This is a genomic window from Halalkalibacterium ligniniphilum, assembly GCF_000334155.1.
GTDB classification, from domain to species: Bacteria; Bacillota; Bacilli; order Bacillales; family Bacillaceae_D; genus Halalkalibacterium; species Halalkalibacterium ligniniphilum.
In genome coordinates, this window is the sequence record NZ_ANNK01000152.1 from 42,158 (window position 1) to 56,897 (window position 14,740).

The following is a 14,740-nucleotide window of genomic DNA, read 5'->3' on the forward strand; positions in this document are numbered from 1 at the left end:
AGTAATATTATTTTGGTTTTGAGGGATACACTATGGAATATATGGTAGGTCTGAGTATTATAATGTTAATCTTATCAATTTTTTACTTATTCAAATCTCGTATAGAACGGAAAATCCAAAGACTAGATAGGATTCTTAAAGATAACCTTAAACCTGAAAAGGCACTAAAGAAATTAATGGAGGATGAATCCATATATCGTTATCTAGAAGAAGATTCATTGGTTGGTATTTATATTATTCAAGACGAAAGATTTGTGTATGTAAATCGAAAAGCATGTGAAATATTGGATTATAGTAAGGAAGAGTTAATTGGATCAAATATTATCGATTTCATTTATCCAGAGGATCGATCATTGGTATGCGATAAGATGAAAAAATGTTTATTTGAAGACCTTTCAAGTGTTCATTATCAATATCGGGCTTTGAAAAAAAATCAAACAATTGTTCATATGGAAGTGCATAACTCTAAAACATTATACAACGGAAAGGCCGCCATTTTTGGAACAATCATTGATATTACAGCTCGGAAAAAAGCAGAAGAAACGATTCAATACATGTCTTATCATGATACCTTAACAGGATTGTCCAATCGTTATCATTTTTATAACCGGTTAAAATCAACTTTAGCTGAGGAAAGTACCAAAAGTTTAGCTGTTCTTTTCTTAGATTTAGACCGATTTAAAAAAATAGTTGATTCGATGGGGCATGAAATAGGAGACCGCTTATTACAAGCTGTTTCAGAAAGATTGAGAGGTTGCGTAATTCATCAAAATAATTTAGCGAAAAATGGTAGTGACGAATTTCTTATTTCTCTATTAAATATGAATCAACAAGAGGTTTCAGATGTTGCGAAATGTATTCTTGATTGCTTTACCGAGCCTTTTATTTTAGAACAATATGAAATTTATACAACAGCAAGTATTGGTATTAGCTTTTATCCACATGACGGAGAAGATGTTGAAACGTTAATAAAAAAGGCTGATTCAGCGTTGTATGAAGCGAAACGTAGAGGGAAAAATAATTTTCAATTTTATTGTTCAAATCAACAAGAGCTATTCAATAATAATAGGTTAGATATAGAAACAAACCTTCGAAAAGCATTAGAACAAAAGGAATTGCACTTACTTTACCAACCTAAACTCAATTTAACTTCAGGGAAAATCATTGGGATAGAGGCATTAATCCGTTGGCAACATCCCGAAAAAGGACTCATTTCTCCTTCAGACTTTATTCCTGTTGCAGAGGAAACAGGGCTTATTATACCGATTGGTGAATGGGTTTTACGCACAGCGTGTATGCAAAATAAGGCATGGCAGGAAAATGGTCTACCCCCTATGGTTATTGCGGTAAATCTTTCGGTTCGTCAGCTATATCAGCCTAATTTTGTTGAAATCGTAAGAATGGTTTTAGAGGAAACGGGACTTGCCCCTGAATATCTTGAGCTTGAGATTACAGAAAGTATGCTGATGGATGTTCAGCAAGGTCTTAAAGTTTTAAAGGAATTAAAAAGTATAGGTGTTCAAATTAGCTTGGATGATTTTGGAACAGGGTACAGCTCACTTCATTATTTAAAGGAATTCCCAATTGATAAATTGAAAATCGACCAATCATTTGTACGTAATTGTACGATAGACTCGAATGATGCCACCATTGTCAAAACAATTATAGCGATGGCCCATCAGCTCAAGCTTGAAGTCATAGCTGAGGGTGTCGAATCAAAAGATGATTTATTGTTTCTCCAGCGGAATCTTTGTGATCAAGCACAGGGATTTTTGTTTAGCAAGCCTGTACCTCCAGAGGATTTTGTACAAAGTTTTCAAGAAATCGAACAAATCATCATTCGAAATGGAATTCCTCAAGAATTATCCAATCAAAAGTGGATGGAGGAAGCATTACAAATTGCCCGTCAAGAATTATTGGATACTGTTAGACAGCAACAAGGAATGATTTTTAAATTTGTAAAGGAAGGAGATGCATTCATTCATACATTATGTGATGGGGAGTTGCTGCATAGATTGGGTTTAATTTCTGAACAAATTATTGGAAGGGAACTAAGTGATTTTCTGCCGAGCCATGAGGCAAAAGATAAACTTAAATATTATCAAAGAGCATGGGAAGGTGAGGAGCATATCACGTTCGAAGGGGGAGCAAATGGCGTTTATTACATTGCCTCTTTACGCCCTATTAGAAGAGGTGGCCAAGTTGTTGAGGTAATAGGTTCATGTATCGATATTTCAGAAAGAAAAAAGCTAGAAGAAGCACTAAAATTAAGTGAATTGAAGTATCGCCTTATTGCAGAGAATATGTTGGATTTAATCGGGATTGTGGATGTAAATGGCATCATTACATATGCTTCTCCGTCTCATAAAACTGTATTGGGCTTTTCACCGAAGGTGTATGAAGGAAATTTGGTTTTTAATTTGGTACATCCTGATGATGTTTCTCGTATTCAAAAACAATTTTTCCACATAGTCTCGACTAAAAGACCGAGTCAAGCCGAGTATCGTTATAAACATGCACAGGGTAAATGGGTTCATGTTGAGGTTCAAGGAATTCCCGTACTTAGTGAGAATGACGAAGTAGAACAAATTGTTGTTGTAGGCCGTGATCTATCGGAACGAAAGAAGGTAGATTAATTTATACGAAAATGGGGCGGACTTTAAGCTTCCGCCTTATTTTTGTTTCATGCCTTCTCACGCCTATTTGCTGACCGAATGCTTTTCACTGATATTTCCAGTCCAGTGATAGTTCCAGCAAGTTAAGAATGAATTTTTGATCTTTGATGCTATCCAGTGTGGAGATTAGCTATATCTTCTAATTCTTCTTGACACCATAGTATTGAACAGGAAGCATTTTTTTGTTGTTGAAATATATCGGAAATGATAAATTAAAGTTTAAATTATGTCGTATCTTAAAAAAGCAAACTTGTCTAAAGGAAAGGGAGCAAAGCCATTGGTCTTTGGCAATGCTACGACGGCTCGATTGCTGAGGGAGAATAGAATAGTGAACAGGTTATGGCATTTGAAAGATTCAATGGTGAATAGCTCTAAACATTTTTTTAGCTTCAATGTCGTTGCTCTTAAAATCACACTTCTATACGCAATTATCGGTAGCGTTTGGATATTTTTTTCTGATCAATTATTAGAACATATGGTTACAAATCCAGAATTACTCATCACCTTTGGGGCTCTCAAAGAATGGTTTTTTGTCATTATCGCATCTGTGCTGCTATTTGTTCTTGTTTCCAGAGGAATGATTCGAGATAAAAAACACTTCATAAGGATATTAGAGAAAAGCGAGCAAGAAATAAAAGAATCTCTAAAGGAGCTTTCTGATGTAAATAGGGCCTTAGAAGAAGCCCTGCTGGAAAGCGAAGAGCGGCATAAATCATTGTTTGAATACAATTTCAACTCGATTTATTCTCTGGATTTGAATGGGTGTTTAATTGAAGCAAATCCAACTTTTGAACGGGTTACAGGATATGCTATTGATGAGCTTCGTGGAAAGCCTTTTGAGACACTTGTTGTCCCTCATTATTTAGAATCAACGAAAGAAAAATTCAAAAAAACCGTTCAGGGAGAGGCTCAGAGATACGAAAGTGTTATCCACCATAAAGAAGGATATAAGATTCCTTTAATGGTGAAAAATATCCCTATTATCGTGAATAACGAAATTGTGGGTGTATATGGAATCGCTTTGGATCTAACTGAAGCGAAAAATGCTGAAAAAGCATTAAAAGAAAGTGAAGAAAGGTATCGAAAGGTAGTGGAACTGTCTCCCCAGGGAATTGTTGTACATCAAGAAGGGAAAATTGTCTATGCTAACCAAGCCGCTCTAAAAAGTATGAAGGAAGACAATCCAATCGGTCAATCCATTTTTTCCTATATTCATGATGATTATCATAAAATGTCCAAACAAAGAATTTCGGAAACAGCGATAGGAACGTTACTGCCTTTTACCGAAATGAAATTAATTCGACGAGATGGTGTGGTCATAGATGCAGGTGTTGGGGAAATGTCAATGAGTTATGAAGGCAGTCCCGCCACGTTGACCATGTTTAGAGATGTAACGGAGAGAAAACAGGTAGAAAGTGAGTTAAAAGAAAGTGAAGAAAGATATCGACGGTTGGTGGAATTTTCTCCTGAGCCCATTGTTGTTCATGTGAATGGATTCATAAAATATGCCAATCCAGCTTGTATCAAACTTTTAGGTGCGACATCTCTAAAGGAACTAATGAGTAAGTCGATTATTGATTTTGCCCATCCTGATTATGTAAATTTGGTTCAAGAACGAATAAATAGATTAAAAAATGCTGGTATTTTACTCGCACCTACGCAAGAGAAACTGGTACGTTTAGATGGCGAGATCATTAATGTCGAAGTTACGGGAATTACCTTAAATCATGATGGTGACCCTGCTCTTCTAATGATGATTCATGATATTACCAGACGTAAAAAAGCAGAAGAAGCCCTTCGTCAGAGTGAAGAAAAGTATCGATTGATTGCAGAAAATATGACTGACCTTGTGGGGATTGTGGATGTAAATGGTGTTGTGAAGTATGCTTCACCATCCTATCAATTCGTATTAGGATTCCCTCCTGAAGATTATGAAGGTAAAGGTGCATTTGATTTGGTCCATCCTGATGACATTCTGCATGTACAAAGTCAATTTAAGAATATGGTGATGACCAAGGAAAATCATATTTTCGAGTTTCGCTACAAACATATACAAGGCAATTGGGTTTGGGTAGAAGCGAAAGGTACGCCTGTTATAGATGAATCGGGTAATCTGATCCATTTCCTGATGGTAGCAAGAGAAATTACAGAAAGAAAATTGTTTGAAGAAAAACTAAGCTATATGGCTTATCATGATACATTGACGGGTGTACCTAATCGAAGACTCTTTCAAGAAAGATTAGAACAGTGCTTAAAAGAGGCAGAACGATATAAACGAAGGTTTGCCGTCATGTATATGGATATGGATAAATTTAAGCATATTAATGACACATTAGGTCACGACATAGGGGACGAACTGCTCAAACAATTCTCTAAGAGAGTTCAGAGCTGTCTTCGTGAAAGTGATACAATCGCTCGACAAGGTGGGGATGAATTTACAATCCTTCTTCCAGAAATCAAAGAGGAACGAGATGCTTTAATCATTGCTGAACGAATTCTCACATCTCTTCAAGCTCCATGGATGATTGGTGAACATGTATTCCGTACGACCTCAAGTATAGGAATTTCTTATTATCCTACAGATGGAACATCGGTTGGAGAACTGTTGAAATATGCGGATGCGGCATTATACGAGGCAAAGGGGATTGGAAGAAATAATATTAAGACTTATTCAGCATTAAGTAATAATAGAAAAACATCTCCATAGATAAATTGAGAAAGGCTCACTTGTTGAAAAGGTGTTAATAGCAATTGAAAATTGAGCCACATGTTAAAATTGAACTGAGCGCCATCTATACTGGAAATTGTTGATCTGTTTTGGCATAGAAATGTTCATTGGGCTTTATCTAGAGAAGCGGGCATAAATACCCTCGCAAGGGTATTATACCCGCAGAGGCTCCATGTCAGTCCAAGAACAGCTATGTTTGGATATATAGCTAAGATATCCAAGGGGCTTACCGTTTACTTGCGAAATGGATTATTTTTTAGTTTCAAAATACACCAGCTCTTTTATTAGTGAACAGAAGGGGTTGTTTTCGTTCTGAAGGTCAATTTTTCAGCTATCATACTTATTAAGCTGCCGATGATGGCACTACCGATAATATCAGATGGGTAATGATGCCCAACCCACACACGGGACAATCCAGTTAGCAGGGAAAGCCCACCCATGATTGAGCCGAGAATACGTTCACGAAGAAAAATAGAAGTGGAAATGGCAAACATAAGCAACGTATGCTTACTCGGAAAGGAAGAGTCCATTTTCGAAGGCATAAGTATGCCAACACGGTGTTTTACAAACGGACGCGGCTTAAAATAAAGCATTTTAATTAAACATTGAATACACAGTGATATTAGAACTGAAAGAACCGCTTTTAATGTCATTTTTTTGTAATTACGAAACCACATCACAATCAAAACAAAAAAGAAAAGGTAACGTACCTTGTTTGAGACAAAGATCATAAATATATCCAATGGAGAATAGCGCCCCGCCAGCCAACGAATAGCTTTAAAAAGATTCTCGTCCATTAAAGTCCCTCCCTCTTAAATGTTCCCATTTTTATTGATCTCCTTGTTGTTTTACCTCTTTTTCTACCCTGCCCATTGTTTCTATCCCATTTTGCTCTTGAACATTGAATTGAATTTTTTTGTCGGCTAGTTCCTCTTTTTTAAAGCTTAAATCTGGTTGGATATTGTTATTTCTACTTGCTTGCTTGTTCCAATCTCCCAAGTCATTCACCTCCACTAGTGCTGTTATGTAGTATGTTAAAGACGAGCGATTATTATGAACTTTTTTTCCTTAATTTAAAATGAATCTTCAGAAGAGAAATCAAATGAACCTCTTTGTACAAATTAAATTAATGTTGAGCAATAACTCGAATTATTGTTAACGGAAATGATTGTTGACGATATGACAGATATTGAAAGCAAAAAAATTAGGAAAGCCGTGGTCAAGAGGATACCAAGGGGATCACAGGTTTCTTTGGAGGAATGGCAGGTTGGCAATGATTGGACAATTTGTGATTCATGTAAAATCTGGCGGTAATGGAGGTTTCTCTTCCTTAGTCGCTGGTGTTATCCTCATGAAATTGCTGTTGATGACATGTATTTCCAATGGCCGGATTAGCTGGTGTGAATGATGTTGCCATTGGTACGTTTGATGGGAGTTCATTGAAAAACCTTTATAATAGAATGTAATGGACGAAACTTAAAAACCTTTAAGAAGGGGTGATGGGATGTTTCAACGGATTCTACTAGCCTCGGATGGTTCAGAGCATGCTCTTCGTGCAGCTGATAAGGCAATTGAGCTTATTGAGGGTAATAAGGGAACCATCGATGTTATCTATGTTATTGATGGAGCTACATCGAAATCAGATGTTCTTTATTATGGAAATAAAGAAGAGATAGCAAAAAAGAGAAGAAAGAAAATGAAGGGGATTGAGGAGAAATTATTTAAGAATAAAATTGAATATAACGTTCATATTTTACAAGGCGAACCAGGCCCCACAATCGTCAAATTTGCAAATGAAAGAGATTATGATTGCGTGGTAATTGGAAGTCGAGGGTTGAATCAATTCCAAAGCCTCGTTCTTGGTAGTGTAAGTCATAAAGTAGCGAAACGCGTAAAATGCCCTGTTATGATTATAAAATAATGAAATTTAGTACGTTAAATAAGACATCCGTACCAAATAAAGGGTATAGATGTCTTATTTTTCATGATAAAATAACCAAACTAATTAACCCCTTATATCTCCTTATATCCTCATTATACTTCCTTTTATATGTAAATGATGGACAAAAGATTTTTGGATAAATAAAATACAAAAAACACGCTAATTATAGAATGCAAATAATAACTTATAAACAATAAGAAAAAATAAGAAAGGATGAAAGAAGCATTTTTAGTATTGTTATCTATTCTTCTAATCATTTACTTGTTTAATAAATATTTCATTATTGTATAACTTATTTATAGATTTACTCACTTGTTTAATGTAAAATGAGTATGGTTTATTTAGAGAGAAAAGGTTTTCATTAATCATATTCCTCATAAATAGGTCTGTTGGTTCGTTGATTAGTCTGAGCATTCCTGCAAAAATACTAATGGATAGGGTGCGGTATATGAAATGGACAGGTAGTTTCAGTGCATTATCAATTATCATTGTTTTGGCACTTTTTATTGTTGTTGATCATCGATTCGCTGGTCAAGGATCCTTGATACAATTGTTAATAATTGTATTTATCGTACTCTTGGTTTGGTGGATAGGTAAGAAATATGATGAAGTTCAGTACAAGTATATACAACTCAAAAAGGAAAAAGAAAAAATTGAAGAGCGACAGAGCAAAAGTAATCAAAAAATTAAGCATTATGAATGTTTATTCAATTCTTTGGATGGAGCAATCTTTTCGTATGATGTCTTAAATGATCAAGTGTATTATTCGAAAGGGATTGAACAATTATTTGGATATACCAATGAAAACTTTAATCGCAATCCTAATGTTTGGAAAGAAATTATCCACCCAGAGGATGCTGAGAGGGTAAATCGTGATGACGAGCAATTGTTAGCGGGACATTCATCGAATGTTGAATTTCGAATCATTCATCCAGATTTTGATGAAAAATGGGTAATTAGAATGGCTGTACCTATAAAAAATCAAGATGGATCGCTCATGAAAATTAATGGACAAATCATCGATATTACAGAACGGAAACAGTTAGAGAATGAATTAAAGCAAATGGCGTATTTTGATGATTTAACCGATTTACCAAATCGAAAATTATTAGACCGTCATATTGAAAAGGCTTTAGCTCGCTCGAAACGTCACAACCACAATTTTATCCTCATGTTTATCGATTTGGATGATTTTAAGCTCGTGAATGATACAATGGGTCATGAAGCTGGTGATTTATTGCTTAAGGAAGTCGTAAAAAGACTCAATGAAAACATTAGGGAAGAGGACCTCATTTCACGCATTGGTGGCGATGAGTTTATCATTGTTTTTGAAGATACGAGTATGGAGGAAATTGAAGCCATTGCACAACGAATTATTGATTTTGTTTCTCTCCCTTATATGATAAATGAAAAAGAAGCAAAGGTTTCAGTAAGTATTGGGGTAAGCATGTATCCTAATGATGGAGAAGATAAGGAAACACTTATTGAACATGCGGATAAGGCGATGTATTTTGCTAAAAATAATGGGAAAAACAGTTATAAAATTTATGATCCAGAACTAGATGAATTGGTTTTTAAAAAAGCGGGGCTTCTTGAAAGCTGGATGAATACAATCCAAAAATCGAAATTATTTAATTCATAGGCGAATTGACAAAAAAGGTTTTACTTCTTGAATGTAGTAATGCTTTTTGTACAGTCCTAATTCCATTAAAAGTTCGGATAGGTCGCAGACAATTATGGTGTATCATGGAAATTGAACTTGGCAAAAAGCTAACATTATTTATGTTCAAAAATAATATCGGATGCCCGTTTACCATTCAGACTTCTCAGAACGGTGTACGGGCAATTAGAAGATCGTTGCAATTTCATTTGATGATTATATAATAAAAGAATAAGGAATGAACATTCATTCCGAGTGGTTCGAGAGGTGAAAAGATGACGAAAAATAAAAAAGACGATATTATGGGTGCTGCTTTAGTGTTATTTGCGGAGCGAGGCTATGATGGCACCACTGTTCCAATGATTGCCGAAGAGGCAAAGGTGGGGGCAGGAACGATCTATCGCTATTTTGAAAACAAAGAAACTTTGGTTAATGCTCTTTTCCAAAAGTATATCCAGGAGTTTTCTGAGACGCTAAAGGATGAATTTCCTTTCGAGTCGGCAAATATTCGTGAGCAATTCCATCATGTTTTTAATAAAATGATTCAATTTGCTAAAAAGAATATCCATGCTTTGAAATTTATTGATTCACATTCAAATACGCATCATTTAGATGAAATAAGCAATCAAATGTTCGAGGAATTTTTAGCGTTTCTTCGAGATGTTTTGGAGGATGGGAAAAAACAAGGGATTATTTCTCCGTTACCAACGGAAGCGTTGATTTCAATTGTGTACGGAGCTTTTAGTCATCTATTTAAATTAATTCGAATTGGAGTACTAGAAGAAACGCCAGAGCTTTTAGTAAGTGTAGAAGAGTGTTGTTGGAATGCGATAAGGGTGTCTTAGTGTAATAGATGCCTTTTTGACCAAGAGGAATGAACATTCATTCTGCTTTAAACTAAGTAAGGAATGAATATTCATTCCTGTTTATGCTGGTAGTTTATTAATTTAACAAAGGTGATGTTGAATGAGTATATTTAAAAACTGGCGAACGCTCTCTTTCATTATTTGGATAGTCGTTGCCGTCATGAGTGTCATAACGATGCCTGACTTGGCCCAATTAGTAAGAGATAAGGGTCAAATTGAAATACCAAACCATGCACAAAGTAAAGTCGCGCAATCGATGATTAATAATATGGAGGAGGACGGGGGTGAAAGCTATCAAATTATTGCTGTATACAATAGTGGTAGTGAGCATGCATTAACCGTTGAACAAAGAAAACAAATAAAGTCCTCTGTCGAAAAATTGAAAGATCAAGAAAAGCAGTTAGGCATTACGAACGTTGTCTCACATTTGGATAATGAAGAAACCGAAAAACAATTTGTGTCAGAAGACGGGACAACCATATTGACACAAATTGCCGTTGATAAAGAACATGGAACCATTACAGAAGTCGTTGATGAACTTGAGAAGGTCATACAGGTTGATGGCGTAAAAACCTATTTAACAGGAAATGCACTGGTTGTAGAGGATTTTGTTCAATCTACGGAAGCAGGTGTGAAGAAAACGGAAGCGATTGCCGTCATCTTTATTATTGTCGTGCTCATCGCCATTTTTCGCTCACCGATTGTACCATTTATTTCTCTTTTTACAGTGGGAGTATCCTATGTTGTGTCCTTGTCGATTATCGCTCATTTCGTTGAGCAATTTAACTATCCGTTTTCTAATTTTACGCAAGTGTTTTTAATCGTGATTTTATTTGGTATAGGAACAGATTATAATATTCTGCTTTATACACGTTTTAAAGAAGAGCTAACAACGCAATCACCTCTTCAAGCAGTCTCAGCAACAATAAAGTCTGCTGGAAGCACGGTGTTTTATAGTGGGATTGCCGTATTTATAGGCTTTATTGTTCTTCTAATGGCAGAATTCAAACTGTATCAAGCGATGTCAGCGGTTGCTATCGGGGTTGCTGTGTTAATCCTTGTATTGATTACCTTAAACCCATTTTTCATGGCGCTATTAGGGAAGAAGATGTTTTGGCCGGTGAAGCGTTTTGAAGGGCATGGAGACAGCCGCATATGGGCGTTTCTATCTCGATATTCTGTATTAAGACCAATTGCCGCAATTCTTTTTGTCGCTGTTTTATCTGTTCCGTTTTTGTTGCATTTTACAGGGACACTTAATTATAACGACCTAGTTGAAGTGGATGATACGTATGCATCGAAGCAAGGAATCAATGTGATAGAAGAGCATTTTTCACCAGGATTTTCATCACCAGCGACGCTAATGATCCATTCAAATCAACCATTGGATAATCAACGCTCTCTCCAAAGTTTAGATGAACTAGCGGAGAAAATTTCGAAGGTGGATGGTGTCGCAAGCGTCTATACCCCGACTCGACCAGCAGGAGAGAAGATCAAAGAGCTCTATATTAATGAACAAACATCTGTGCTTAACAACGGTTTAGGTGATGCCAATAGCGGGATTGGGGAAATTAATGAGGGATTGTCGTCTGCCGAAGGGCAAATTAGTCAGGGCGATTCAAATGGCATAGACAATGTCCAAACACTGATTAATGGGACTAATGAAGTGAAAAATGGTCTAACGGCATTAGAAGATGCACTGAATCAAGTAACAGACGGATTCAATCATGGAACCAGAGGTGCGAAAGATTTAGAAGAAGGTTTGAACTCAGTAAATGAAAATTTAGATACTGTATCGAATGCAACCTCTCAGTTGGTTACAGGTTACACGAAATTAGCAGATGGCTTAAGCTCATATAGCTCCTACTTCGTCAGGGTTAAGCAAGCGGTGGATGGAACAATACAGGGCTATGAGGCAATTGATGTGTCTATGTCCAATTTAATGGAGAAAAACCCTGAGTTAGTGAATGATCCTGATGTACAAAGAACGATTCAGATTGCTACATCAGCGATTGAACAATTGAGAGAGCTTTCTACTCAAATTGAACAATTATCCTCACAGCATGATTCCGTCATGTCTTCGTTTAGAGAGGCTAACGCTTCTCTTGAACAAGTAAATGCTGGTTTAGGGCAAATCAAAAAAGGTGTCGAACAGCTACAAACAGGAGCCTCTGATTTAAAAGAAGGACTCTCAAATGGTACGGAGAGCTCAACTCTAATGGCTAGTAAAACCTCAGAGCTTGGCTCAGGTGTAGAGCAAATTAATGAAGGTCAAAAACAGCTTTTGACAGGACTAAATGATTTAGAAGAAAAAATGGGATTATTACAATCTGGCCTATCAAAAAGTACAAAAGGTTTAAAGGAAGTTAATACAGGATTAAGCAATGCACAGGACTATTTAACAGGTCTAAGTGAGTCACAGGCAGCTGAGAAGTTTTACATTCCACAGGATGCTTTAGAAAGTGAGAAATTCCAAGAAGGCTTAGATCAGTATATGTCAGCGGATAGAAAAACGGCCCAAATGGTCATTATTCTAGATGTGAACCCGTACTCACTAGAAGCGATGTCAATTATACGAGAGATCGATGAACAAGTAGAAGGAGCTGTAAAAGGCAGTGATTTAAGTGATGCGCAAATCGCGATTGGTGGGCTATCATCAACAAATGCTGACCTTCAGGATATATCCAGCAATGATTTCATGCGTACTGCAACGATCATGTTAGTTGGAATTGGGCTTGTTCTTGTTGTCATTACTCGTTCTATTTTGCAACCACTTTTCATCATTGTTTCATTGGTATTAGCATACGGAGCCTCTCTCGGTCTAAGTGAAGCCATTAGCGCCAATGTTCTTGATGCGGAGTATCTAAGCTGGAATGTGCCATTCTTCGGTTTTATCATGATTGTTGCACTAGGGGTTGATTACAGTATCTTCTTGATGATGAGGTATCGTGAATATAAGGATGCAGACAATGCAAAGGGAATTGTTCAAGCGGCTCGTCATATTGGTGGGGTCGTAATCTCGGCAGCGATCATATTAGGAGGTACATTTGCAGCATTAATTCCTTCAGGTGTCATCACCCTCATACAGGTAGCAACGGTTGTGATCGTCGGTCTTATCTTACTCAGTCTCGTCATGCTGCCAATTTTTATTCCTGCTTTAATAGGGTTGGTACACAAACAAAAGAGAGAAAGTAAAGAGTAAAGAAATATAAAACCCCTACATCTAGAACAGTCTAGAATATAGGGGTTTTTAGCTTTAACGTGATTAAACCGAAAGATAATGCGAGTCGTGCACTATAAGCACCTATAAGGTTTTCTTAGAGGGGAGGAGACCATCTAAAGTAAAAGGTAGCGTTTTTGTCCATAATAGAGGCGCTACATCTTCTAATTTATCAACCTTCTTCATGCCTACCCATACATCGATTAAAATCGCTAGCCAAAAGGACTAATCAGTAGCATCAATATCGTTAACACAGCTTTTTCAACTGAATAAAAATGTTAAAGTATAATCCGCTACTTTGTTTTGACATGAAACCAAATGGCGGGAGAGAAAAACAGTATCAATTGGGGCCAGGAGCATTCACGGAATTGAAAAAATGGCTTTCTTACGATGAACAATTTTGGACGAACAAGCTATGAATGCTTAAACATGTTGTTGACAGCCATGAAGATATGAAACTAAAAGTTTTTAAAACAGAGAGTCTATATCGTATACTGAATGATAGGATATAAGTTTATTTCTATCACAAATAGGAGGTGCAATCATGAATAACGATTACCAATCACTACTTAATGGGATTTTCATTTGTGGAGTGCCAGCAGTTCGAACGGTGACCGCTCAGGAAAATGTTCAAATTGCCATTGATTTACGAGCGGAAGCCGATGAGAATGAAGATAAGGATATTCATCGAATTCATATTCCTCTAGTAGATGGCAAGCCGAATCAAGCAGATCTTCTTCAGAAGGCGATCGACTCAGTCGTTCAAGCTTATAAAGAAGGGAAACAAGTGGTTCTTCACTGAAAAGGTGGCAAAAGCCGCACAGGTAGTGTGGCAATCGGTGTATTATTAACTCTTCAAATGGCTGACTCAATTGAACAAGCCGAAAAAAAGGTGAAGGAAATACGTCCTGAAGTTGAGATTCATCCAGAATTTATTAAGGATTTAAAAAGGCTATTTCCTAACAAATAAAGCGTTCGCGAACGGGGCTGGGACAAAAGAGTTTTTATTGAAGAGAAATCCGAACGTCATGATCGTTGCTGCATAGCAATCGCTTCGGAACGATCCTTCGCTTTCCGCGGGCGGCGGGTGAGCCTCCTCGTGCTTTTCGCACTGTGGGGTCTCACCCTTGCCGCAGAAGTCTACGTCTATTTCCTCCGCTAAGGTTGTGCATTGTTCGCATTTTCAATCAACACGTTCGTTATGTCCCAGCCTCTTCACATTCCTTTACAGCAAAGCCTCGGCCTCCAAAATAACGTTTAAATTGGTACGATTTGTTTTTAAAGCAGAGCTAGTAGTGAACCACCAGCTACTCCTAATACAACAATGACCCAAGGAGGAAGTTTCCAGTAGACGAGCATACTGAATAAGAGTGCTGCAAAAGCAAAATCAATGGGTGCTAAAATTGCACTAGTCCAAATCGGGTGGTAAAAGGCTGAAATTAAAATCCCCACAACGGCTGCATTGACGCCCATTAATGCACCTTTTATTTTAGGATTTCTTCGTAACGCATCCCAAAAAGGTAACGCCCCTAGAATAAGCAGAAATGCTGGTAAGAATATTGCCACCGTTGCTAGCAATCCACCTTGCCAGCCACTGATCACGGTTCCAAGGTATGCAGCAAACGTAAATAACGGTCCTGGTACGGCTT

At 37.0% G+C, this 14,740-nt stretch carries 11 protein-coding genes and 1 riboswitch; of the genes, 8 read left to right on the forward strand and 3 right to left on the reverse strand.

Features of this window, described 5'->3' with window-relative positions; all coding sequences use genetic code 11:
* Positions 1 to 32 precede the first annotated feature (32 nt).
* Both BLT_RS22805 and BLT_RS22810 read left to right on the forward strand, forming a co-directional pair.
* Entirely contained in the window at positions 33 to 2,636 is a 2,604-nt protein-coding gene (locus BLT_RS22805) for an EAL domain-containing protein (protein WP_017729269.1), read from the forward strand.
* Between the two features lie 272 nt (positions 2,637 to 2,908).
* Positions 2,909 to 2,990: riboswitch (cyclic di-GMP riboswitch) on the forward strand.
* Between the two features lie 13 nt (positions 2,991 to 3,003).
* A complete protein-coding gene (locus BLT_RS22810) occupies positions 3,004 to 5,382 on the forward strand; it encodes a PAS domain S-box protein (RefSeq protein WP_017729270.1) in 2,379 nt (792 codons plus the stop codon).
* A gap of 305 nt (positions 5,383 to 5,687) precedes the next feature.
* Here the strand turns inward: BLT_RS22810 and BLT_RS0118800 are convergent, their stop codons facing one another.
* The gene (locus tag BLT_RS0118800) at positions 5,688 to 6,200 is read right to left on the reverse strand and encodes an undecaprenyl-diphosphatase (RefSeq protein WP_017729271.1); all 513 of its coding nucleotides are present in this window, start codon (positions 6,198 to 6,200) and stop codon (positions 5,688 to 5,690) included.
* A 31-nt stretch (positions 6,201 to 6,231) separates the two neighbouring features.
* On the reverse strand, positions 6,232 to 6,402 hold the full coding sequence (locus BLT_RS24285; protein WP_017729272.1) for a hypothetical protein: 171 nt from the start codon (positions 6,400 to 6,402) through the stop codon (positions 6,232 to 6,234).
* 505 nt (positions 6,403 to 6,907) lie between these two features.
* Between BLT_RS24285 and BLT_RS0118815 the strand changes: the two genes are divergently transcribed.
* The 6 genes from BLT_RS0118815 to BLT_RS24135 all read left to right on the forward strand — a co-directional run bounded on the left by BLT_RS0118815 (position 6,908) and on the right by BLT_RS24135 (position 14,061).
* Positions 6,908 to 7,324 carry a universal stress protein gene (locus tag BLT_RS0118815; protein ID WP_017729273.1) on the forward strand — a complete coding sequence of 139 codons (417 nt, stop codon included), beginning with the start codon at positions 6,908 to 6,910 and terminating at the stop codon, positions 7,322 to 7,324.
* Positions 7,325 to 7,793: 469 nt separating this feature from the next.
* Positions 7,794 to 8,987 carry a sensor domain-containing protein gene (locus tag BLT_RS0118820; RefSeq protein ID WP_017729274.1) on the forward strand — a complete coding sequence of 398 codons (1,194 nt, stop codon included), beginning with the start codon at positions 7,794 to 7,796 and terminating at the stop codon, positions 8,985 to 8,987.
* Positions 8,988 to 9,280: 293 nt separating this feature from the next.
* Complete coding sequence (locus tag BLT_RS0118825) at positions 9,281 to 9,850, forward strand: TetR/AcrR family transcriptional regulator (protein WP_017729275.1); 570 nt, start codon at positions 9,281 to 9,283, stop codon at positions 9,848 to 9,850.
* Between the two features lie 121 nt (positions 9,851 to 9,971).
* Complete coding sequence (locus tag BLT_RS0118830) at positions 9,972 to 13,073, forward strand: MMPL family transporter (protein ID WP_017729276.1); 3,102 nt, start codon at positions 9,972 to 9,974, stop codon at positions 13,071 to 13,073.
* 562 nt (positions 13,074 to 13,635) lie between these two features.
* On the forward strand, positions 13,636 to 13,893 hold the full coding sequence (locus tag BLT_RS22815) for a hypothetical protein (RefSeq protein ID WP_017729277.1): 258 nt from the start codon (positions 13,636 to 13,638) through the stop codon (positions 13,891 to 13,893).
* A 27-nt stretch (positions 13,894 to 13,920) separates the two neighbouring features.
* A complete protein-coding gene (locus tag BLT_RS24135) occupies positions 13,921 to 14,061 on the forward strand; it encodes a hypothetical protein (RefSeq protein WP_017729278.1) in 141 nt (46 codons plus the stop codon).
* 308 nt (positions 14,062 to 14,369) lie between these two features.
* On the opposite strand, the gene BLT_RS0118840 is transcribed toward BLT_RS24135, so the two are convergent.
* Positions 14,370 to 14,740: chromate transporter (locus BLT_RS0118840; RefSeq protein WP_017729279.1), on the reverse strand; the 371-nt coding region annotated here is incomplete at its 5' end.

Bases quoted from the DNA above. Each gene is read 5' to 3' on its own strand.
- BLT_RS22815 (WP_017729277.1), top strand. From the start codon at position 13,636: ATGAATAACGATTACCAATCACTACTTAATGGGATTTTCATTTGTGGA.
- BLT_RS0118830 (WP_017729276.1), top strand. From the start codon at position 9,972: ATGAGTATATTTAAAAACTGGCGAACGCTCTCTTTCATTATTTGGATA.
- BLT_RS0118815 (WP_017729273.1), top strand. From the start codon at position 6,908: ATGTTTCAACGGATTCTACTAGCCTCGGATGGTTCAGAGCATGCTCTT.
- BLT_RS0118800 (WP_017729271.1), bottom strand. From the start codon at position 6,200: ATGGACGAGAATCTTTTTAAAGCTATTCGTTGGCTGGCGGGGCGCTAT.
- BLT_RS22805 (WP_017729269.1), top strand. From the start codon at position 33: ATGGAATATATGGTAGGTCTGAGTATTATAATGTTAATCTTATCAATT.
- BLT_RS0118820 (WP_017729274.1), top strand. From the start codon at position 7,794: ATGAAATGGACAGGTAGTTTCAGTGCATTATCAATTATCATTGTTTTG.
- BLT_RS0118825 (WP_017729275.1), top strand. From the start codon at position 9,281: ATGACGAAAAATAAAAAAGACGATATTATGGGTGCTGCTTTAGTGTTA.